We start from the raw sequence: 22,641 nt of genomic DNA, 5'->3' as shown, positions 1-22,641 counted from the left end.
ACTCAAAGTTACTGAAACCCGTGGGTCGGATGTGTGTTTCCTGTCCGGACTCGGCAGACTCGCGCTCGCCGAACCGGCACACAACCGAGCCGGTCTCGCATTCGATCGAGCGGAAGGATGCACACAATGCCGACCACCGCGCGTTGGGCAGCGACTCTCACCCTGACGGCCACCGCCGTCTGCGGGCCCTTGGGTACCACCGCCCTCGCCGCCCCCGACCTCGGCCCGTCCGGGCTCTACGCCCCCTCCGCCCTGGTCCTCACGATGGGCCACGGCCAGAGCGCGGCCACCGTCACCGCGGAGCGAGCGGTCACGCTCAACTGCGCCCCGACCGCCTCCGGCACCCACCCCGACGCCCCGCGGGCCTGCGCCGAACTCCGCCTGACCGATGGCGACTTCAGCGCGCTGTCGGTGCGAGCCGGCGTGATGTGCACGAAGGAGTTCGACCCTGTCGTCGTCACCGTCGACGGGGTGTGGAAGGGCAAGCGCGTCGCGTTCGAGCGCACCTTCGCGAACGAGTGCGTGAAGAACTCCTACGGGATGACCGTCTTCACGTTCTGAGAGACCGGGATCGCGCGGTCCCCGTGGGTGTCGAACGAGAGCCCGTGACTGGGGAAGCCGGGCCTCGTCGCGGGTGCCGCGCGGTCTCCTCCCGGGGGTCGGCCGGACGGAGTGGGGCCGTCGGCCGACCCCCGGGCACTCCTGCATAAGGTGTGCAGGTGCTTGGTCATGAAAACAAGGCGGCGACTCCCGTCCGGGCGAAAAGCGCCCCGCACCACCGGACATGGAGCGGGCTGTCCCCCCTGCTGCGCCTGCTGATCCTGACCCAGCTCGCCTTCAACATCGGCTTCTACGCCGTACTGCCCTTCCTGGCCGAGCACCTCGGCACGGTGATCGGGATGGCGGGCTGGCTCGTCGGCCTGGTGCTCGGAGTGCGGACCTTCAGCCAGCAGGGACTGTTCGTGGTGGGCGGCGCGCTGGCCGACCGTTACGGGGTACGGCCGGTCGTGCTCGCGGGCTGCGTGCTCCGGATCGCCGGATTCGGATGGCTCGGGTACGCGCGGGAGTCCTGGGCGGTCGTCGGCGCCGTCCTGCTGATCGGTTTCGCCGCCGCCCTGTTCTCACCCGCCGTGGAGTCCGAGGTCGCGCGGCAGGCGGTGTGCTGGGAGGAGGCGGGCCACGGATCCCGCACCCGCGTGCTGGCGCTGTTCACCGTGGCCGGACAGGCCGGGGCGTTCGTCGGGCCGCTCATCGGCGCGCTCCTGCTGGCCGTCGACTTCCGCGCGGTCTGCCTCGCGGGGGCCGCCGTCTTCGTGCTCGTCCTGGCGGGCCACGCCTGGTTGCTGCCCCAGCACATCCCGGGCCGGGCGAGGGTGAAGTTCGCCGGCGGAGTCCGCGTCCTGGCGCGCAACCGCCGCTTCCTGGCGCTGTGCTGCGCGTACGGCGCCTACCTGCTGGCGTACAACCAGCTCTACCTGCTCCTCCCCGCGGAGGTCGAGCGCGCGGTGGGCTCGCAGGCGCCGCTGGCCTGGCTGTTCGCGCTGTCCTCGCTGCTCGTGGTGATCGCCCAGCTGCCGGTCACCCGCTGGGCGGCGGACCGGCTCGACCTGCGCCGGTGCATGGCCGCCGGACTGCTCCTCATCGCCGCCGGATTCGGTGTGGTGGCGCTGGCCAGGCCCGCCGCGTGGACGGGAACGGCCGGACTGCTGCCCGCGGCGGGCTTCGTCGTCCTGCTCACCCTCGGACAGATGTTCGTCGCGCCCGCCGCCCGCGCCTGGGTGCCCGACCTCGCCGACGAGGGCAGGCTCGGCCTCTACATGGGTGCGCTGTCCTCCGTGTCCGGTCTGATCGTGCTGGCCGGCAGCGCCGGCGCCGGCTCGCTGCTCGACACCGGGCTCCCGCCCGCCGTGCCCTGGCTGGCCCTCGCCGTCATCCCCCTGGCGTCGATCGCACTGCTGCCGAGTCGCCAGGAGACCCCGGCCTGAGCCATCGGGGCTTGTGGGGGAGCTGCTCCGGTTGGTGGTGCTCCGGATGCCGACCGGCGCCCGCTGCCGGTAGGAGTGGGTCCATGGGCGTACTCGGCGAACTGGATCTGCGGCTGTTCAGGAGGGTCGCCGCCTCCCGGTTCCCGGCCGCGGATCCGGCCCTGCGGCGGCTCAGCCGTGCCGCCGACCACGGGAGGCTGTGGCTCGGCGCGGCGGCCGGCCTCGCGTTCGTCGGGGGCCGGGGCGCCCGGCGGGCGGCCGTGCGGGGTACGGGCTCGCTCGTACTCGCCTCGCTGACCGTCAACACGGTCGTCAAGTGGACCGCGCGCCGCCCCCGGCCGAGGCTGGACCACGTACCGGCGATCCGGCACCTCGGACGTCAGCCGCACACCACGTCGTTCCCCTCCGGGCACTCCGCCTCGGCCGCGGCCTTCGCCACCGGAGTCGCCCTGGAGTCCACCGGATACGGCGCCGTGGTCGCACCCATCGCCGCCACGGTCGCCTTCTCGCGTGTCTACGTCGGCGTGCACTACCCCGCGGACGTGCTCGCCGGGCTCGCGATCGGCGCCGGGGCTGCCGCGCTGACCTGCCGCTGGTGGCCGCCGCGCCCCGCACGGCCGGAACGGGAGCGGCCGGGAACCGACGCGCCCGCGCTGCCCGGCGGCCGGGGACTCGTCGTCCTCGTCAACAGCCGGGCCGGCATCGGCGCGCCCACGACGGGGCCACCGCCGGTCGACCGGCTGCGCGCGCTGCTGCCGCGGGCCGAGCTGATCGAACGCGCCTCGGGTGACGATTTCGCCGAACTGCTCGCCGAGGCGGTCGGGCGGGCCGTGGCGGCGGGCGGCGCGCTGGGTGTGTGCGGCGGCGACGGCAGCATCAACGCCGCGGCCCGTGCGGCGGCCGAACACGGGCTCGCGCTGGCGGTGTTCCCCGGCGGCACACTCAACCACTTCGCGCGGGACGTGGGTGTACCCCGCTTCGAGGACACCGCCCTGGCGGTCGCCCGCGGCGAGGCGGTGTCCGTGGACATCGGTGTGGCGCGCTCGGCGACCGGGCACGAGGTGTGGTTCCTCAACACCTTCAGCATCGGCCTGTACCCCGAACTCGTGCGGTACCGCGAGCACTTGGAGGACCGGTGGGGCAAGTGGCCGGCCGCTGCCGTCGCCCTCACCCGGGTGCTGCGCACCGCGACCCCCATCGAGCTGCGCGTCAACGGCCGCCCCAGGCGCCTGTGGATGCTCTTCGCGGGGAACGGGCGGTACGTCCCGGACGGCTTCGCCCCCGTGCTGCGGCCCCGACTGGACGACGGGCTGCTGGACCTGCGCCTGATCGACGGCGAGCACCGGCTCGCCCGCACCCGGGTCGTCGCCTCCGCGCTCGCCGGGGCCCTCGGCCGCTCCCGGGTCTACAGCGCCGAACGCGTCACCCATGTCGGACTCGAGGGTCTCACCGGCACGGACACTCTCGCGTACGACGGTGAAGTCGGGCCCACATCGGGCGAGTTGCGACTGGCGAAACGGCACAGGGAACTGGTCGTGTACCGGCCCGCCGTACCGAGCAGCGGGCCGGCGCCGCAGGAGACGGCAAAGGATGAGGGGCCGCCGTCTCCCTGAAGACGGCGGCCCCTCGGTCAGGGGTGATCGTGCGCTCGGAGCGCGATCACATGTGGACGACCGGGGCGGCGTCCGGGTCCTGCTCCGGCTTCCCGCCTCGGTAGAGGAGGAAGGCGATCACGGCGCCCGCGGCGAAGAAGCCCGCCGACCACCAGAAGGCGGTGGTGTAGCTCTCGATCGTCGACTGTGCCTGGACCAGCTTGTCGGCCGGGTCCTTGCCGACCAGATAGCTCGTCGCGGCGCTCGCCGCCAGGGTGTTCAGCAGCGCCGTGCCGATCGAACCGCCCACCTGCTGCATGGTGTTGACCGTGGCGGAGGCGACTCCGGCGTCCTCGGCGGCGATCCCGCTCGTGGCCAGTTGCATGGCGGGCGGCATCACGATGCCGAGGCCCGCGCCGATCACGATCAGCTGGGGGAGCACCGCGGTCGAGAAGGAGGAGTCGACGCTGATGCCGGTCAGCCAGGCCATGGCGAGCGCGGCGATCGCGAAGCCGGCGGGAATGACGGTCTTCGGCCCGAAGCGCGGCACCAGGATGGTGGTGGAGATCTGGGCCATGATCATCAGGGCGGCCATCATCGGCAGGAAGGCCACACCGGTCTTGGTGGGGCTGAAGCCCAGGTTCAACTGCAGGTAGTAGGTGAGGAAGAGGAAGACACCGAACATGCCCGCGCCGGTGACCAGGACGGTGATGAACGAAGCGGCGCGGTTGCGGTCGAGCAGTACGCGCATCGGCAGCAGCGGGTGCTTGGCCCGGGTCTGCCACCGGACGAACGCCGTCAGCAGCAGTCCGCCCGCGAGCAGGAAGCCCCAGGTGGCGGGCGAACCCCAGTCGTGCGTCTCGGCGTTGGAGAAGCCGTAGACCACGGAGAAGAGGCCGGCGGAGACCAGCAGGGTACCCGGCAGGTCGAGCTTGGAGTTCGCCGCGTCGCGGTGGTTGCTCAGCAGCGTCCAGCCGCCGGCGAAGGCGACGATCGCGAAGATCAGGTTGACGTACAGCGTCCACCGCCAGTCGAGCGCGTCGGTCAGCACACCGCCGAGCAGCAGCCCGACCGCGCCACCGGCGCCGGCGATCATGCCGTACACGCTGAACGCCTTGGCGCGTTCCTTCGCGTCGGTGAACGTCGTGTTCAGCAGTGAGAGCGCGGCCGGTGCGAGCAGTGCGCCGAACACACCCTGGAGGGCGCGGGCCGCGACCAGCATGCCGAAGCTGTTAGCGGCGCCGCCCAGCATGGACGCCGCGGCGAAACCGCCGACACCGATGAGGAAGGCGGGCTTGCGCCCGAAGAGGTCGGCGATGCGTCCGCCGAGCAGGAGCAGGGAGGCGAACGCCAGCGAGTAGGCGGTGACGATCCACTGCCGGTTGCCGTCGGAGAAGCCGAGGTCCGCCTGGGCGGAGGGCAGGGCGATGTTCACGATGGTGGCGTCGAGGACCACCATCAGCTGTGCGATCCCGATGATCGCGAGGATCCACCAACGCTTCGGCGATGCCGCCGAAGGATCTTCCACGGCGCCCGCGCGGGCGCCTTCGGTCACGGTCTGAGGCATGAGAGAACCACTCCAGGGAAGCCGCTCAGGGTTTCGTATTGGTAAACGAAACCGTTTCGTACACGTCGAGGCTAGACCATCTTCTATCGAAACTGCAACGTTTCGATGAGTGACGCGGATCTCGCCGGAGTGTCACGGCATCCGGGCCCGTCGGGGGGTTCGATCCGGATGCGCCCCGCCTGGACTTGAGGAGCGCCCGGACCGACCACGGTCGAGAGCGTTCACCTGGGCGCGGCGGGTGCCGCGGTCCGGTACGTCGAGGCGGGCATCCCGTCGGGCGTGCCCGTGCCCGGCTGCCCGGCTGACGCGCGGCGACTGACCGGCTAGCGCATCTGCCGCCGCACCAGTTCGTGCAGTCGCCCGCCCGTGTCCGCGAGGAGCTGGGCGGGCGGGCCCTGCTGAGCGACCTTGCCGTCCCCCATCACGATGACCCTGTCCGCGTCCATCACCGTGGACAGGCGGTGCGCGATCACGACGCGGCTGGCGTTGAGCGCCCGGGTGCTTTCGATGACCGTGCGCTGCGTCTCGTTGTCCAGGGCGCTGGTCGCCTCGTCGAAGAAGAGGATGCGGGGGCGGCGTATGAGCGCCTGGGCGATCATCAGGCGCTGCCGCTGGCCGCCGGAGACCGCGCCGCTGCCCGAGACGATGGTGTGCAGGCCCATCGGCATGCGCTTGATGTCCTCGGCGAGGCCCGCCATCTCGGCCGCCGCCATCGCCTCTTCGGCCGTGTACGGCTCGGTGCCGCAGATGCAGTCCAGGATCGAGCCGGTGAACGGCTGAGCGTGCTGGAGCACGACACCGCACTGACGGCGTACGGCGGACTGGTCCAGCGCGCCCAGGTCCTGGCCGTCGTACAGCACACTGCCCGACACGGGCTTGTCGAAGCCGATGAGCAGCCGCAGCAGCGTGGACTTGCCGCAGCCGCTGGGGCCGACGATCGCCACGAACTCACCCGGCCCGACACCGAAGGACACGTCGTCCAGGACGAGCGGGCCGTCGTCGCCGTAGCGGAAGGACAGCCCGCGGGCCTCGATGGCGCCGGACAGGACTCCGGGACGGGTGCTGGCGACCCGCACCTCGGGCGTCGCGTCGAACACCGGCTTGATCTCCTCGAACATCGGCAGCGCCGCGGCCGCCGAGACGAACGCGCCGGTGATCGAGGTGACCGCGGTCAGCAGCATCGTCATCGACGTGTTGAAGGTGAGGAACTCGGCGGCCGACAGCGAACCGCGCGCCGGGCCCGCGAGCAGCACGAAGATCAGCAGGGAGCAGAGCGGCAGGTACACCGCGCCCATCACCGTGGTGAGGTTCTTGATCCGGCCGACCTTCTGCTGGAGCTCACGGCTGCGCGCGAACTCGCCCGCCCAGGCGGCGTACGCGTAGTTCTCGGCAGCCGCGACCCGCAGTTTGGGCAGGCCCCGCAGAGTCTGGAAGGCCTGGTTGTTCAGCTTGTTGCCGAGCACGACGAGGCGGCGCTGCCAGCGCACCTGCCACAGGCCGAGGCCCAGGAACACGGCGGCGATGACGACGAGCATGCCGAGCGCTGCCAGCGCCATGGGGACGCTGTACCAGAGCAGCAGGCCCAGGTTCATCGCGCCGATCGTGCCCCCCTGGGCGAGGGTCGGGCCGACGCCCGCGAGGAGACGGCGGATCGCGCTGATACCCATGGCCGCGCCGGCCAGTTCACCGGTGGAGCGGGAGGTGAAGAACTTCGTGGGCAGCCGCAACAGCCGGTCCCACACGGCCGGTTGGAGCGTCGCCTCGATCCGGCCCTCCAGGCGCAGGATGGTGAGGTTCTGGAGCAGCGTGAACGCCGCCGACACCACGCTGGTGATCATGATGGCGAGGCAGACCTGCACGATGAGACCGTGCTGGGCCTTCGGCACGTACTCGCCGAGCACCTTGCCGGTGGCGATCGGCACGACCGCGCCGATCGCGACGGTCACCAGACCGCTGATCGCGAGGTTGCGCATGTCACCGCCGGTGCCCCGGAGGCAGAACCTCATCAGCCGCAGAGGGCTCAGCCTCCGCTCGGGCAGCGGACGGTAGAACATCACGGCCCGCGGCTCGTACTCTCCCGCGTTGGCCTTCTCGATCGGCGTCTCGCGTCCGGAGGAAGGCTGTACGGCGACGTATCCGCCGCGCCGCCACAGCAGCGCGACCGGGCTGCCCGAGACGGCGCGGTGGCCCACCAGCGGGCCGATGTTGTCGTGCCACCAGCGTCCGTCCAGGCGTACGGCACGGGTGCGGACCCGCGAGGCGATCGCGATCCGCTCGACCGGGTCGAGCCGGTCGCTCTCGGTGCCGTTCCGCACGGCCTCGGCCAGGGTGATCCCGGCCGCGCGGGCGACCAGTTCGCAGGCGGCGTAGGTGGCGTCCGCGTCGGCGGCCGTCGGGCGTTTCGCCGACTGCTTGCCGATCGACGCCAGCAGTGTCCGGTCGGCCTGGACGCGGACTGCCTCGCCCGCCTTGATGCCCGCCGCCGTACGGTCCTCGTGGCTCGACTCCAGCCGCTCGATCCAGCGGTCGAGGGTGGCGAGGAGCCGGTACTGCTGGTCGACCATGCCCTGCCAGACACCGGAGTCCATCAGCAGGTCGGTCGTTGCCTCCGCGCCGTACAGGGAGCCGTACTGCACGCTGCCGGGCGGTACCCGCATCCAGAAGACGTCGTCGTCGGTGAGCGCGGCGGCGTTCTCATGGGCCATCGGAGCCTGGAAGAGGATGGACAGGCTGCGGCCCGCGCCGAGGGCGAGTGCGTACTCCAGCGGGCTCGAAGTCGGCGGCACGTACTGCGCGTTGCCGTACTCGTCGTACGACCAGGTCTGGGTGTCGGCCTGCCGGTACAGCTCGCGCAGCCCGATCCTGCGGACCACGCAGTCGCGCAACGGCCGTCCGACCAGGGTGTGTTGGGGTCCCCCGACCGGGCCGAGCAGCAGCGAGCCCGCTTCGAGGCGGCCGAGGTGGTGCCAGTGGCCCTGCTGAACGGCGTCGACAGCGAACAGGTCCATGGCGCCCGCCGCGACGAGCCACAGGACCTGCGGGCCCTCCAGGTCGAGGCGGTTGAGGGCGGAGCAGTCGATGGGGGTGCCCATGCCGCCGAGCGCGCCGAGGACGACATCGCCCTCGTTGACCGTCGTCATGTCAACGCTCCCTGAACAGCGACCCTCGTCATCTCATCGCTCCCTGACCAGCTCGGCGTACGGACCGCCGGCCGCCACCAGGGCGTCGTGCCGCCCGCGTTCCACGATCGTGCCGTGCTGGAGTACGACGATCTCGTCGCTGTCTCGCACCGTGCTGAGCCGGTGCGCGATCACCACACAGGCGCAGCCGCGCTTGCGCAGGTTGTCGATGACGGTCTGCTCCGTCTCCGCGTCCAGCGCGCTGGTCACCTCGTCGAGGACCAGGATGCTCGGCCTGCGCACCAACGCCCGCGCGATCTCCAGGCGTTGACGCTGGCCGCCGGAGAAGTTGCGCCCGTCCTGCTCGACCCGGCCCAGGATGCCGCCGGGCCGCCGTGCGACCACGTCGTACAGCGCGGCGTCCTCCAGCGCCGCGACGACCGCCTCGTCCGGGATCGAGGGGTCCCACAGCGCCACGTTGTCGCGGATCGTCCCCTCGAAGAGGAAGACGTCCTGGTCGACGAAGGAGACGGAGGAGGCGAGGGCGCCGCGCGGGATGTCCTCCAGGCGCCGGCCGTCGATACGGATCGTGCCCTCCCAGGGGGAGTACAGGCCCGAGATCAGCCGCGACACCGTCGACTTGCCGCTGCCCGAGCCGCCGACCAGCGCGACCTGCTGGCCGGGGCCGACGGTCAGGGAGAAGCCGGTCAGCAGAGGCTTGTCGAGCGGGCTGTAGCCGAAGGTGATGTTCTCCAGCTCGACGTAACCGTGCAGGCGGCGGGTGGAGTCGCCGCTGTCCGCACGGTCGTACAGCGGGTCCGCCTGGAAGTTCTCGACGTCCTTGAGGCGGGCGACGTCGGCCGCGAAGTCCTGGATGCGGCCCGCGACACCGTTGAGACGGGTGATGGGCGCGGTGAAGCGGGTCACCAGGGCCTGGAAGGCGACGAGCAGACCGACCGAGATGCCTCCCTCGATGGCCCGCATACCGCCGATCCACAGGATCAGCGCGCTGTTGAGCGTCGCGAGCGTCGGCGCGACCACGCCCAGCCAGGCGCTCGGCACGCCGAGGCGCTGTTCCTCCTCCAGCGTGGTGGCGTGCTGCCCCGCCCACTTGCGGAAGTAGCCGTCCTCGCCGCCGGTGGCCTTCATCGTCTCGATCAACTGGAGCCCGCTGTATGCCGTGTTGATCAGCCGGGCGCTGTCGGCGCGGAGTTTCGCGGTGCGGGTCGAGCGCAGCCGGATCACCACCCGCATCGCGACCACGTTGAGCAGCGCCACGCCGATGCCCACGGCCGTGAGCTGGGGGTCGTAGGTGTAGAGGAGCACCGCGTAGAGGACGACCACGACCGCGTCCACCCCGGCCGCCGCCAGGTCGCGGGACAGGGTCTCGGCCACCGCGTCGTTCGACTGGAGCCGCTGCACCAGGTCGGCCGGACTGCGCTGCGAGAAGAAGGTGACCGGAAGCCGCAGCAGATGCCGCAGGAAGCGGGCGCTGGACAGCGTCGAGGAGATGATGCGGCCGCGCAGCAGGTTCGCCTGTTGCAGCCAGGTCAACGCCACCGTGAGCGCCACCGAGGCGCCCATCGACGCGAACAGCACGCCCAGCAGCGAGGACTGACCGCCTATCAGGTAGCTGTCGATGTACGTCCGGCTGAGCGCGGGAACCGCCGCGCCGACCAGGACGAGCAGCAGACTGGCGAGCACGGCCGCGGGCATGGTGCCCGAAGTCCCGCGCAGCCGGGCCGGCATGGCGCCGAGCACGCCGGGCCTGCGGCCGCCCCGGTGGAAGTCGGGGCCCGGTTCCATGACCAGGACCACGCCGGTGAAGCTGGTGTCGAAGTCCTCCGTCGGCACGAAACGTCGACCCTTGCCCGGGTCGTTGACATGCACGCCACGCCGTCCGAAGCGGCGTCCGACGCCGTCGTACACGACGTAGTGGTTGAACTCCCAGAACAGGATCGCGGGCGCCCTCACCTCGGCGAGCGCGGCCGTGTCCATCTGCATGCCCTTTGCCGTCAGGCCGTAACTGCGCGCCGCCTTCAGCAGGTTGCCGGCGCGCGAGCCGTCCCGGGACACACCGCAGGCGATGCGCAGCTCCTCGAGCGGGATGTGCCGCCCGTAGTGGCCGAGCACCATGGCCAGGGAGGCCGCGCCGCACTCGACCGCCTCCATCTGGAGCACGGTGGGGGTGCGGACGGTCCTGCCCTTCCCCTTCGGGGCCGGGCGTCCGGGCTGCGCGGCGCGGCGTCTGCCGCGGGTGTTCTGCGGGGTGGTCACGGCAGGAGCCAATCGACGGGGCGCTGATCGGCCAGCCGGATCGAGCCCGAGGCCAGGGTCATGGAGGTCAGCGCGAACGGCGGCCCGTCCGCCGAGGACCACTTGAGGCCGCTCTTCGTGCTGGACCGGGGATCGAGCCGGACCAGGACGGCCACCGGCCTGCCGTCCTTCGTGAACTGCTCGCCGAGCTGACTGTCGCCGAGGAAGGCGGTGATCTGCCGCTGGGTCTGCGCCGCGCGGTCCACCGACTTCACATGGCCGCGCAGCACTCCGTACCGCTGGGTCGGCACCGACTGGACGGTGAGGTCCACCGGCGCGTTCTCGGGGATCGTCGCGGCGTTCTCGGCGGGGACGTACACCGTCGCGTAGAGCGGATCGCCGGCGTGGGCGACCTTCTCGACGGCCGCGACGTTCGCGCCGGTCGGGATGATGGCGCCGATGGTGGCGGCGAGGGCGGTGACGCGTCCGGCGGCGACGGAGCGGACGACAGCGCTCCTGCCCTCCGCGGTACGGACCTGGAGCACGGGGGCGTTCGCGGCGAGCTGTTCGCCCTCCTTCGCGAGGACCGCGGTGACCTGCCCGGCCACGGGGCTCTGGAGCACGTAACTGCCCTGCCCGTGCGTGAGGATGGCGGGGGCGTCGACCGTGGAGGCCACGGTGCCCGTCACGGCCCACACGGAGGCCGCCGCCATGACCAGGACCGTCACGGACAGGGCGAGCCAGCCCTGGGGGCGGGCGAAGCGCACCGGAAGGTCGAGCTCCTCCGGCGACTGGAGCTTGGCGAGGGCCTGTTGGCGGAACTGCACGGGACTTCCCTCACCTGTTCCGGGGATTCACGGCACCCGAGAATCCCGGAACCATGGAGTGGTTCCGGGACTCGGTGGCACTGATGGAGATCAGAGACCGGCGACCAGGCCGGTGACCGCGCCGGTGTTCAGGCCGGTGACACCCTCGACGGTGCCGACGACCGAACCGACCAGCGGGGTGACGCCGGGGGCGACCGAGTCCACGAGGCCCGTGACGGTGCCGACGGCCTGCAGGGCCAGACCGCCGGAGACGGCGTCGAGGTCGGCGTCGGAGATCTCGGCGGTGGCGACCTGGGGGGTGGAGTTCATGATGGAACTTCCCTTCGTATGCGTATTCATAAGGGGGAGAGCGGCCCCCTCTGGGGACAGATGGTCGGCCGCGGGAGTCGGCGCACCCGTTTCCGGGAGGCCCTGGAGGGGACCAGTGACCCCCGCGGTGCAATGGATCAAAGCACGCTGCCGAGGCACGCATCCAATCAACCGGGGCCCCCACCAGGGCAATTGAGCTCCGGATGCGGATATCCGTGCACGAGCGCGCACCGTTCGACGGCGACTTCTTCACAGCCTGCGCGTCATCGTCGCCTGCGTGCCCGTGGCACCCGGTTCCCGAACTGGACACTCCCGCCCCAATGGCCCCCTGGGTCTCGGAACGCTGTGGAGATCCGTCGTGCGCGGTGACCTCGGTGCGCATTCGCTGTGCAGATTCGCTGAAGCGGGGATTCCGGCCGGTGTCGTCGACGACGTGTCACCGGACGGTCGCGGAGCGTGCCGGGTGGCTCGTCCGGGTGGCCTGTGGGTCGGCATGTGCAGACGGAAAGGTCTGATTGCCTCGCAATCCGCGTCTTTGGCCTGCCCAACTCGCGCCATCTGTAAGAGCGGTTGAACACCCCATGTGACGCGTGCGTATCAACAGGCATCCAGGCGCCCCCCAGTTCAGCCGCAAGACGGTGGCAACGGACCCCGTCCCCAGGAGGTCAGAAGTTGAGTCACAAACGCATACCCAAGCGCAAGGCCGCGATAGCGGCAGGCAGCGTGGCGGCGCTCGGAGCAGCGGCGCTCTTCCTGCCGAACGCCATGGCATCCCAGACGGACTCGGACGACGCCAAGGCGACCGCCAAGACGTTCAAGGCGGCCGACGTGTCGGACCTGGCCGCGCAGCTCGCCTCCCAGTTGGGTGACGCCTTCGCCGGGTCGTACTACGACGCGGCCAACCAGCAGATCATCATCAACGTCATCGGTAACAACAGCAATGTGATCAACGAGATCAAGGCGGCGGGCGCGGTCCCGAACGAGGTGCGGAACAGCACCGACACGCTGGAGACAGCGGCCGCGACGCTCAAGTCCGACGCGACGATCCCGGGCACGGCGTGGTCCGTCGACCCGAAGACCAACGAGATCCGTGTCACCGCCGACTCGACCGTCACGGGCGCCAAGTGGGACACGCTGGAGTCGACGGTCGAGGGCCTCGGCTCGGGCGTGGCGACCATCACGAAGTCGGCGGGTACGTTCAAGACCTTCGTCGACGGCGGTGACGCCGTCTTCGGCGGTGGCGCCCGCTGCTCCCTCGGCTTCAACGTCACCGCGGGCGACGGCGCCCCGGCGTTCCTGACCGCGGGCCACTGCGGTGTCGCCGCCGCCGAGTGGTCGGACGCGCAGGACGGCGCCCCGATCGCCACCGTCGACCAGGCCACCTTCCCCGGCGACGGCGACTTCGCCCTGGTGAAGTACGACGACCCGGCCACCGTGACCGCCAGCGTGGTCAACATCGGCGACGGCCAGACCGTCGAGATCGCCCAGGCCGCCGAGGCCGCCGTGGGCCAGCAGGTCCTCCGCATGGGCAGCACCACGGGTCTCTTCGACGGCAACGTCCTTGGTCTGGACGCCACCGTCAACTACCCCGAGGGCACGGTCACCGGCCTCATCCAGACCGACGTCTGCGCCGAGCCCGGCGACAGCGGCGGCTCCCTGTTCACCCAGGACGGCAACGCGATCGGCCTGACCTCCGGTGGCAGCGGCGACTGCACCGTCGGTGGCGAGACCTTCTTCCAGCCCGTCACCACCGCCCTGGAAGCGGTCGGCGCGACGCTCGGCGCGGGTGACGCGGCCGGCGAAGAGGGAGCCGGCGCGGAGGACCCCGGAGTGGTGGACCCCAGCGCGGGCGCCAGTGACCCGGCGGCCGGCGAGGAGCAGGCCGGCGCGGGCGAGGACGAGCTCGGCGGAGCCGACGACCAGGCCGGTGACGCGGGTGAGGACACCGGCACCGGTATGGACGACGGCTCAGGACTCGTGACGATCACCCCCTGACCGGGTGACCCAGAGCCACTGCCGGCCATGGCCCTGCGGCCCCGGTCGGCGGTGGAAGGTCCGGCCCTCCGGCGGGAGGGCCGGACCGCTGCGCGTACGCGGGGCCAGATGGTTTCGCGGACCAGGCCGGACCGCCTCGCGTACGCGGGACCGGCCCGCTCCGCGCACCAGCACCGGGCCGCTTCGCCCACCAGGCCCTTCGCCCACCGGGCCCCGCCTTCAGTCGCGCACCCGCAGGAGCAGCAGGGCGACATCGTCGGGCCGCTCCTGTGTCGCCGCACCCTCGGGCTGTACAAGGCTGTCGGCCAGTACGTCGAGCGGCTGCCCGCCCTTCTCGGCGAGCTGTCGCCCAAGGTCCGCGAGAGCGTCCTCGATGTCGACGCCGGGAGACTCGATCAGGCCGTCGGTGTAGAGGGCGAGGACGGAACCGGGGGTGAGTGGGACCTCGGTCGTCGGATACGTCGCGGAGGCGTCGATCCCGAGCAGCGGCCCCCCGGCCAGGTCGAGCACGCGCACCTTGCCGTCCGGCCGCAGCAACAGCGGAGGCGGATGGCCCGCGCGCGCCATGACGGCCACCTGGCGAGCGGGGTCGAGCCGCAGATACAGACAGCTCGCGAACAGCTCACTGCCCAGGTCGATCAGCAGCCGGTTGGTGCTGCGCATGACCTCCTCGGGCGGCTGGCCGACGGTCGTGTACGCCCGTACAGCCGTACGGATCTGCCCCATCAGGGCCGCCGCCGTCACGTTGTGCCCCTGCACGTCACCGATCACGGCCGCGGCCCGGCCCTGCGAGAGCACCAGGTCGTAGAAGTCCCCGCCGATGTCCATGCCCTGGGTGGCCGGCAGATAGCGCGCGGCGGCCTCGATCGAGGGCACCGACGGCAGGGAGTGCGGGAGCAGCGCGGCCTGCAGACCGTGTGCCAGCCGGAGCTTGGCGTCGTAGAGGAGGGCCCGGGCCAGCGCCTGCGCGATCAGCCCGCCCAGGCTCGTCAGCACGGCACGCTCGTCCGCCGGGAAGGAGTGCGACCGCGGGTACGCCAGGACGCAGACGCCCACCGGCCGCCCGGAGGCGACGAGCGGCAGATACGCCCACGCCGCCATGCCGTCCGGTGTCGCGTGCCGGGACGGATACAGCCGCTCCAACTGCGCCCGGGACTCGAAGAAGGCGGGAACACCGCTGCTCAGCGCTTGGGCGCTCGGGGTCTCCGCGCCCAGCGGCAGCCCGTCGAAGCGCTCCACGGTGTGGGCGTCCGGATACCCCCGATGCCCGAGCACGTTCAGGCGTCCGGCCCGGGTGCCGAGCACCGCCAGGGCCTTGCTGCCGACGGCGGGCGCGATCTCGTCGGCGACCAGTTGCACCACGTCCCGCACACTCGCCGCCTCCGTCAGCGCGCTGGCCAGGCTCAGCACATGGGAGATGGTCACCAGCCCCGGGCCGCCACTGTGCTCTGGTTGCGTGCGCGACATGTGGCCCACCTCCCGTGCCCGGGAGATCCGTACGCTCAGCCCGTTCGTACTGGGATAGAGGCGGAACGACAGCCAGTCACCGGGCGGCCGCAGCGCCACGAACGACGTCACGCACTGGCTGAGCAGCGCGGCGCGGTAGCGGTCCTCGTAGACCGGGTCGTTGAGCCAGGGCACGGACGCCCACAACTGGGTGCCCAGCAGGGCGTCGACCGGGACAGCGAGCAGCTCCGAGGCCGCCGCGTTGGCGAATCCCACCCGCCCGTGCAGATCGAGCGCGCACAGTCCGTACGGCAGCCGCGCCACCATCCGCGCGGCCTCCACCGTGCCGAGCGCGCCGGACATCGGCCCCGCCGCGGCGGGCGTCAGCAGATCGGCCTCGGGGTGGACGGGACGGTGCGCCGCCGCGGCCCGCTCCAGACGCAGCGCGAGCCGGCCGCAGGCCGCGGTGAGCCGGCCGCGCTCCCGGTCGGACAGCTCCGGCGGATGCGATCCGGGAAAGGTCACGAAGACGGCGCCGTACACGGTCCTTCCGGTCGCCACCGGGAGCGCGGCCAGCGCGAAGGGATAGGGGAGCACCACGGCCACCCGGGGGTAGCGACCTGCCATCTGCTCCTCGCCGCCCACCCAGACCAGCCGCCGCTCCCGCGCCGCGTCCGCGACCGGGATCGGCGAGCTGAGCCCCACCCGCTCCCACGGCGCGGCGAACGCCCTGGGCAGTCCCGCCATGACCGCCATCTCCAGGACCGGTTCGCCCGGCGCCAGCAGGTACACGGCACCGGAATGGGCGTGGACCTCGTCCATCATCGCGGCCAGCGCGAGGGAGAGCAGCGGCCTTCCGAGCGGCAGCGGCTCGGTGGCCGGCGCCTGCACCGGCCCCCGCGAGTCGGACACGCCGACCACCTCCTCGTACGGCCGCGTGATCAGCTTCCAGAGGTCAAGGCTCTCTCCTGGCGGCTCCTCGCGCACGGCGAGCGGGGGTCACCGGGAGGTGCGGCCGATCGCGGCGGGAGGGCTCCGGGACAGGCCTGACGTGCCCGGAACGGTCACAGGGGCTGCGCCGAAGCCCCGGAAGCGCTGTAATGACGGACGTGGTCAGTGAGGACGGTTCGGGACGCGGAACGAGAACGCCGCGGGCCGAACTTGCCCTCAAGACGCTCACCACCGGCCTGGAACCCCGCGAACGGCTCCGCCGCGTCCTCGAACAGGCTCTTGTCTTCACCGGCGCGACCGTCGTCGCGGTGTACTCACCGACCCGAAGCGGCGAGGATCTGCGCCTCGCGGAGTCCGTGGGTGTGCCGAGAACGCTCTACGGGCTGCGCGACGGCTACCCCGTCAGCGGCGGATCCCCGGCGGCGGACGTCTACCGCTCGGGCCGGCCGCTGTGGCTCGATCCGCGCGAGGCCGGGCGCCGCGCCGACGCCCGGCGACTGCCCTCCCAGGACTTCTCGCTGGCCGTCCTGCCGCTGCGCGACGACGGCTGTCTGCTCGCCGTCAGCGAGCACCCGGCCGGCTTCGACCCCGAGGACCGGGAGTGCCTGGCCCTGGTCGTCGAGGCCGTCGTCTGCCCGCCGCCCGCCCCGGAGACGGACGCCGACGAGCTGCCCGCCAGCTCGTTCAGCCTCGCCATGGACACCGGACGCGTCGAGGTCGACCAGGAGATGCTGGAGCTCTTCGGCCTGAGCCCGGCCGACTTCGACGGCAAGGTGGAGACGCTGCTGGCGCTGACCGTTCCGGAGGACCTGCCCGCGGTGATGTCCGTGGTTGAGGCGGACCACCTGTCGGCCGGTGACCGCGAACTGGAGTTCCGGATCCTCCAGCCGTCGGGCCGGCAGAAGTGGCTGCGGCTGCGCGGACACCTCGCGCCCGGGGGAGAGGGCAGACCTGGACGGCTCGTGGGCACGGTCTCCGACGCCTCGAAACTGCGCTCCGGGGGCAACGAGGTGGCCCGCGTCCAGCGGCTCGCCGCCGCCCTCGCCACCGCGGGCACCGTCCGCGACGTGGGCGAGGCGGTGGTCACGGCCCTCCGCAAGCCCCTCCGGGCCGACCGGATCGCCGTCGCGGAACTGGCGGGGGACCGCCTCGTCGTCACCGTCCTGGACCCGCCCGAGCCGGCGGCCTGGCCCGAACTGTGGCGCGCCGAATGGCGGTCGGAATGGCCCGACGCGCCTGTCCGCTCCATGCCGACACTCGCGGCGGCCCTGACCGACGGGCGCACCGCGATCTGGCCCGCCGGGACGGACCTGGAACCCGCCCTCGCCGAGGTCGGCCCAGGCGGCCTCGCCGTCCTGCCGCTGCCCGCCGCCGGCCGCATCGCGGGGGCCTGCCTGATCGGCTGGGACACCCCGCACGACTTCGGCCCCGACGAGCGCGCCCTGCTCACCGCCTCCGCGGGCCTCACCGGCCAGGCTCTGGTGCGCGCCCACGCCTTCGACGCCGAGCACGAACTGATCAGCATGCTCCAGCGCAGCCTGCTCCCGCGCCGCCTGCCCAAGCTGCCCGGCGCGGTCGCCGTCGCCCGCTATCTGCCCACCACGTCGGGCCTGGAGGTCGGCGGCGACTGGTACGACGTGATCCCGCTGCCCGACAACCATGTCGCCCTCGTCATCGGCGACGTCCAGGGACACAACGCCTCCGCCGCGACCCTCATGGGCCAGATGCGCACGGCCGTGCGCGCGTACGCCATCGAAGGACACCCCCCGGACGTCGTCGTCTCGCACGCCAACCGGCTCCTCGTCGACCTGGAGACCGACCTCTTCGCGACCTGCTGCTACGTCGACGTGGACATGGAGGAGGGCTCCGCCTGGTGCGTACGCGCGGGACACCTGCCGCCGGTGCTGCGCCACCCGGACGGCGGTACGGAGATCGCCTGGTCCGAGGCCGGCCCACCGCTCGGCGTCCTCACCCAGGCCGACTTCCCCATGAGCCCGCTGCGCCTGCCGCCCGGCACTGTCGTCGCGCTGACCACGGACGGTCTCGTCGAGTCCGCCGAGGTCGACATCGAGGACGGTCTGAACCGGCTCGCCGAAGCGCTGGCCGGCTCCGACCCCGCCCGCCTCGGACTCGTGGCCGACCGGCTGCTCGCGGGCGCCAACCGCGGCGACGACGTCGCCCTCCTGCTCATGCGCTACGACGGCATGGCGCTGCGCCCGCTCCGCGAGAGCTGGACCGTCTGGCGCGTCCCGGAGGCGGTCCGGCACGCCCGCCGCTTCACCAGGCGCACCCTGCGCGGCTGGGGAGCACGCGGCGAGGCCGACGCGGCACTCCTCGTCGTCTCCGAACTCGTCACCAACGCCCTCGTCCACACCGACGGACAGGTCAGGCTCTACCTCACCCTCATCAACAACCGCTTCAGGATCGCGGTCACCGACAACTCACCGCGTACGCCGATCAAGCCCACCAGCATCGGCTGGGAGGCCACCGGCGGACGCGGCATCCTCCTCGTCGAGGCGATGTCGGCGGCATGGGGGACGGTGCCGGTCAGCGGCGGGAAGCAGGTCTGGAGCGAGATCATCCTCGAGTGAAGCCAGCCGGGAGTGACACCCTGAGTACGTGCGCCTCCTGCTGATGTCCGACACCCACCTGCCCAAGCGCGCCAAGGAGCTCCCCGCTCAGCTCCTGGCCGAGCTCCCGCTCGCCGACCTCGTGATCCACGCCGGCGACTGGGTGGACACCGCGACGCTCGACCTCCTGGAGAGCCTGTCGAGCCGCCTGATCGGCGTGCACGGCAACAACGACGGCCCGGCCCTGCGCGCCCGCCTCCCCGAGGTCGCCCGCCTCGACCTGGACGGGCTGCGCCTCGGCGTCGTCCACGAGACCGGCGCGGCCCAGGGCCGTGAACGCCGCTGCGCCGAACGCTTCCCCGACCTCGACGTCCTGGTCTTCGGCCACAGCCACATCCCCTGGGACACGACCACGGAGACCGGCCTGCGCCTGCTCAACCCCGGCTCCCCGACGGACCGCCGCCGCATGCCCCACTGCACCTACATGACGGCTCGGGCGACCGGCGGGCGGATGACGGACGTACGTCTGCACCGGCTGCCCCCGCGCGGCTGACCCCGGCACGCCACCGACGCCGTACACGCGGAAACACCGGCCCCACCGCGGCTCACGGCGCCGTATGCGCGAGAAGACCGACCCCACCGCGGCTCACGTCGGCTCACGCCGGCGGATCGAGGCGCCTCGGATGAATCGCCCCGCCCGTCGCCGTGAGCGGCGCCCCGCTGCCGCCCCAGCGCAGCGCCACGATCTCCGCGGCGACGGACACGGCCACCTCTTCGGGCGTACGGGCACCGAGGTCGAGCCCGACCGGTGACCGCAGCCGGGACAGCTCGCTCTCGCTGAACCCCTCGTCCACCAGCCGCTTCATCCGGTCGTCGTGCGTCCCGCGGCTGCCCATCGCGCCGATGTACGCGGCCGGGCGGCGCAGTGCCTCGGCCAGCAGCGGTACGTCGAACTTCGGGTCGTGGGTGAGGACGCAGATCACCGTGCGCGAGTCCGTCGCCGTACCGCTGAGGTACCGGTGCGGCCAGTCGACGACGACCTCTACGCCCGCCGGGAACCGTTTCGGCGTGGCGAAGACCGGGCGGGCGTCGCACACCGTCACGCGGTAGCCGAGGAAGTCGCCGATACGGGCCACGGCGTCGGCGTAGTCGATCGCGCCGAAGACCAGCATGCGGGGCGGCGGAGCGAACGAGTGCAGGAAGACGCTGACCGCGTCCTCGCGGCGCTCGCCGTCCGGGCCGTAGTGCCGCTGCCCGGTGGCTCCCTGGGCCAGCTCCCCGCGGGCGTCGGCCGTGACCGCCGCGTCGAGGCCGGTCGACCCGAGCGAGCCGGCCACCTCGTCCGGCCACACCGCGAGCGTGGCGCCGCGCGGCGCGGGCCCGTCGACGACCGTCGCTACGGTCACCGGGCGGCCGGCGGACACCGACTCGGCCACCGCACCGAAGGTGGGGTCGTCGTCTCGGGTCACCCGGCGTACCAGCAGCGTGATCTCCCCGCCGCAGGTCAGCCCGACGGTGAACGCGTCCTCGTCGCTGTACCCGAAGGTCTCCAGACGGGCCTCACCGGACTCCACGACCTCCTGCGCCAGCTCGAAGACCGCGCCCTCGACACAGCCTCCGGACACACTGCCCACGGCCTCGTCGCCGGGGCCCACGGCCATGGCCGCGCCGGGGTCGCGCGGTGTGCTGCGGCTGACACCGACGACGGTGGCGAGCCCGAAGGGGGACCCCGCGGCGTACCACCGGTCGAGCGCCGGGAGGATCTCTCGCATCGCCCGCTCCTCCCACCGTGGACTTTCGGGTCCGTGCCGGCGTCGTACCTGGTGCACGAGCGGTGCCACTTTAGGGCGGCTCTCCGGCCGGGGCGACCGCTGCGGCGGGCATTGGTTGAGCGTTAATCCATTGCCGTCGCGTTCGCCGATCTGCTGCACTGCTCGGGACGAGTTCACCGGGATCAAGGAGCGGCAATGCGCACTTCGTTCATGTCCACCCAGGAAGGAATCACTCCCACTCCGAAGGACATGACACCCGGTGCATATGCTCAACCTGGGAATTCTGGCGCACGTAGACGCCGGTAAGACAAGCCTGACCGAGCGGCTGCTGCACGCCGTCGGGGTCATCGACGAGATCGGCCGCGTCGACGACGGAAGCACCCAGACCGACACCCTCGCGCTGGAACGGCGCCGGGGTATCACGATCAAATCCGCTGTGGTCTCCTTCACGGTCGACGACGTCACCGTCAATCTGATCGACACACCCGGGCACCCGGACTTCATCGCCGAGGTGGAGCGGGTGCTGAGCGTGCTCGACGGCGCCGTGCTCGTCGTCTCGGCCGTCGAGGGCGTACAGGCACAGACCCGTGTGCTGATGCGGACGCTTCAGCGGCTGCGGATTCCCACGCTCGTCTTCGTGAACAAGATCGACCGAGCCGGAGCGCGGTACGAGCGCGTACTGGAGCAGATCTCCGCGCGGCTCACTCCCGCGATCGTCGCGATGGGCGAGGCCGGCGAACAGGGCACGCGGGCCGCCCGCTTCACTCCCTTCGGCGCGGCCCGGCTCAGGGCGCCGCTGCTCGACCTGCTCGCCGGGCACGACGACGACCTGCTGGCCGCGTATGTGGAGGACGGGGTGTCCGACGACCGGCTGCGTGCCGCCCTCGCCCGGCAGACCGGCCAGGCGCTGGTGCACCCGGTGTACCTCGGCTCGGCCATGACAGGCACCGGCGTCGCCGAACTGATCGCCGGGATAAGGGAGTTGCTGCCCTCCGGTGAGGGGGACGCCGACGGCCCGGTGTCGGGCACCGTCTTCAAGGTCGAGCGCGGACCCGCGGGGGAGAAGATCGCGTACGCCCGGATGTTCTCCGGCACCCTGCGGATCCGCGACCGGCTGCCCCTTCGCGACGGCGCGGCCGGGAAGGTCACCGCGATCAGCGTCTTCGACGGGGGCTCAGCCGTCCCGGAGACGTCCGTGTCCGCGGGGCGGATCGGCAGACTCTGGGGCCTGGAGGACATCCGGATCGGCGACTCCATCGGCGTACCGCGGAAGTCGTCGCCGGACGAACACCATTTCTCACCGCCCACGTTGGAGACGGTGGTGGCCCCCTGCCGTCCGCGCGACAAGGGAGCCCTGCATCTCGCGCTGACCCAACTGGCCGAGCAGGACCCACTGATCGATCTGCGCCATGACGAAGTGCGAAAGGAGACGTCCGTTTCGCTCTACGGCGAAGTGCAGAAAGAGGTCATCCAGGCGACGCTGGCAGACGAGTTCGGTATCGACGTCGTCTTCCGCGAGACGACACCGCTGTGCGTCGAACGGCCGGTCGGCACCGGCACGGCGGTCGAGTTCAACGGAAAGGCACCCAATCCCTTTCTCGCGACCGTCGGGCTGCGCATCGATCCGGCACCCGTCGACTCCGGGGTGGAATTCCGTCTGGAGGTCGAACTCGGCGCGATGCCCTACGCGTTCTTCAAGGCGGTCGAGGACACCGTGCGGGAAACCCTGGGACAGGGAATCCACGGGTGGCAGGTCACCGACTGCACGGTCACCATGACGCGTTCCGGCTACTCACCCAGGCAGAGCCACGCCCACCAGGGCTTCGACAAGAGCATGTCCAGCACCGGCGCCGACTTCCGGGGCGTGACACCGCTCGTGGTGATGAGCGCGCTGCGGGAGGCGGGTACCCGGGTGCACGAGCCGGTGCACCGGTTCCGGCTGGAGGCCCCGGCGGACACCCTGGGCGCCGTGCTGCCCGTGTTCGCGAAGCAGCGCGCGGTCGTGCGTACCACGGAGACGCGCGGCGCGACGAGCGTCCTGGAGGGCTGGATCCCGGTCGCCAGGGTGCACGAACTGGAGCAGTGGCTACCGGGGTTGACGCGTGGCGAAGGCGAATGGGAGTGCACCTTCGATCACTACGCTCCGGTCGTCCACGGCGCGGTACCGGACCGGCCGCGGACCGATCTCAACCCGCTCGACCGGAAGGAGTACCTGCTCAACGTGACGCGCCGGGTATGAACGTGACGCGGAC

General features: G+C 71.8%; 14 protein-coding genes. 7 read left to right on the top strand and 7 right to left on the bottom strand.

Annotated elements, in window-relative coordinates:
* Positions 1–126: 126 nt before the first annotated feature.
* The 3 genes from ACIBLC_RS11700 (at position 127) to ACIBLC_RS11690 (ending at position 3,598) form a co-directional block, all read left to right on the top strand.
* Positions 127–561 (top strand): protease inhibitor, encoded by a 435-nt coding sequence (locus tag ACIBLC_RS11700; protein ID WP_399210649.1) that lies wholly within the window; start codon positions 127–129, stop codon positions 559–561.
* Positions 562–794: 233 nt separating this feature from the next.
* A complete protein-coding gene (locus tag ACIBLC_RS11695; protein WP_399210951.1) occupies positions 795–1,985 on the top strand; it encodes an MDR family MFS transporter in 1,191 nt (396 codons plus the stop codon).
* 83 nt (positions 1,986–2,068) lie between these two features.
* Positions 2,069–3,598 carry a bifunctional phosphatase PAP2/diacylglycerol kinase family protein gene (locus ACIBLC_RS11690; protein ID WP_399210648.1) on the top strand — a complete coding sequence of 510 codons (1,530 nt, stop codon included), beginning with the start codon at positions 2,069–2,071 and terminating at the stop codon, positions 3,596–3,598.
* A gap of 46 nt (positions 3,599–3,644) precedes the next feature.
* Here the strand turns inward: ACIBLC_RS11690 and ACIBLC_RS11685 are convergent, their stop codons facing one another.
* From ACIBLC_RS11685 to ACIBLC_RS11665, 5 genes are all read right to left on the bottom strand, one after another.
* Positions 3,645–5,144 carry an MFS transporter gene (locus ACIBLC_RS11685; protein WP_399210647.1) on the bottom strand — a complete coding sequence of 500 codons (1,500 nt, stop codon included), beginning with the start codon at positions 5,142–5,144 and terminating at the stop codon, positions 3,645–3,647.
* 323 nt (positions 5,145–5,467) lie between these two features.
* Positions 5,468–8,284 carry an NHLP bacteriocin export ABC transporter permease/ATPase subunit gene (locus tag ACIBLC_RS11680; RefSeq protein ID WP_399210646.1) on the bottom strand — a complete coding sequence of 939 codons (2,817 nt, stop codon included), beginning with the start codon at positions 8,282–8,284 and terminating at the stop codon, positions 5,468–5,470.
* A gap of 33 nt (positions 8,285–8,317) precedes the next feature.
* On the bottom strand, positions 8,318–10,540 hold the full coding sequence (locus ACIBLC_RS11675) for an NHLP family bacteriocin export ABC transporter peptidase/permease/ATPase subunit (protein WP_399210645.1): 2,223 nt from the start codon (positions 10,538–10,540) through the stop codon (positions 8,318–8,320).
* Positions 10,537–11,346 carry an HlyD family efflux transporter periplasmic adaptor subunit gene (locus ACIBLC_RS11670; protein WP_399210644.1) on the bottom strand — a complete coding sequence of 270 codons (810 nt, stop codon included), beginning with the start codon at positions 11,344–11,346 and terminating at the stop codon, positions 10,537–10,539. The genes ACIBLC_RS11675 and ACIBLC_RS11670 overlap by 4 nt, the downstream gene beginning before the upstream one ends.
* A gap of 90 nt (positions 11,347–11,436) precedes the next feature.
* Positions 11,437–11,655: a type A2 lantipeptide gene (locus tag ACIBLC_RS11665; RefSeq protein WP_399210643.1), complete on the bottom strand. Its 219-nt coding sequence runs from the start codon at positions 11,653–11,655 to the stop codon at positions 11,437–11,439.
* Between the two features lie 672 nt (positions 11,656–12,327).
* On the opposite strand from ACIBLC_RS11665, the gene ACIBLC_RS11660 reads away from it, so the two are divergent.
* Positions 12,328–13,650 carry a S1 family peptidase gene (locus ACIBLC_RS11660; RefSeq protein WP_399210642.1) on the top strand — a complete coding sequence of 441 codons (1,323 nt, stop codon included), beginning with the start codon at positions 12,328–12,330 and terminating at the stop codon, positions 13,648–13,650.
* Between the two features lie 219 nt (positions 13,651–13,869).
* Here the strand turns inward: ACIBLC_RS11660 and ACIBLC_RS11655 are convergent, their stop codons facing one another.
* Positions 13,870–16,017 (bottom strand): SpoIIE family protein phosphatase, encoded by a 2,148-nt coding sequence (locus tag ACIBLC_RS11655; RefSeq protein ID WP_399210950.1) that lies wholly within the window; start codon positions 16,015–16,017, stop codon positions 13,870–13,872.
* Positions 16,018–16,196: 179 nt separating this feature from the next.
* Between ACIBLC_RS11655 and ACIBLC_RS11650 the strand changes: the two genes are divergently transcribed.
* Together ACIBLC_RS11650 and ACIBLC_RS11645 are read left to right on the top strand one after the other, a co-directional pair.
* Positions 16,197–18,638 carry a SpoIIE family protein phosphatase gene (locus ACIBLC_RS11650; protein ID WP_399210641.1) on the top strand — a complete coding sequence of 814 codons (2,442 nt, stop codon included), beginning with the start codon at positions 16,197–16,199 and terminating at the stop codon, positions 18,636–18,638.
* A gap of 28 nt (positions 18,639–18,666) precedes the next feature.
* On the top strand, positions 18,667–19,170 hold the full coding sequence (locus tag ACIBLC_RS11645; RefSeq protein WP_399210640.1) for a metallophosphoesterase family protein: 504 nt from the start codon (positions 18,667–18,669) through the stop codon (positions 19,168–19,170).
* 103 nt (positions 19,171–19,273) lie between these two features.
* On the opposite strand, the gene ACIBLC_RS11640 is transcribed toward ACIBLC_RS11645, so the two are convergent.
* Entirely contained in the window at positions 19,274–20,389 is a 1,116-nt protein-coding gene (locus tag ACIBLC_RS11640; protein WP_399210639.1) for an XdhC family protein, read from the bottom strand.
* A gap of 259 nt (positions 20,390–20,648) precedes the next feature.
* On the opposite strand from ACIBLC_RS11640, the gene ACIBLC_RS11635 reads away from it, so the two are divergent.
* Entirely contained in the window at positions 20,649–22,628 is a 1,980-nt protein-coding gene (locus ACIBLC_RS11635; protein WP_399210638.1) for a GTP-binding protein, read from the top strand.
* The last annotated feature ends 13 nt before the right edge of the window (positions 22,629–22,641 follow it).

This window comes from Streptomyces sp. NPDC050535 (assembly GCF_044457665.1).
Lineage (GTDB): Bacteria > Actinomycetota > Actinomycetes > Streptomycetales > Streptomycetaceae > Streptomyces.
Note: the sequence above shows the minus strand (reverse complement) of the source record. Positions and strands in the feature narration are given on the sequence as shown.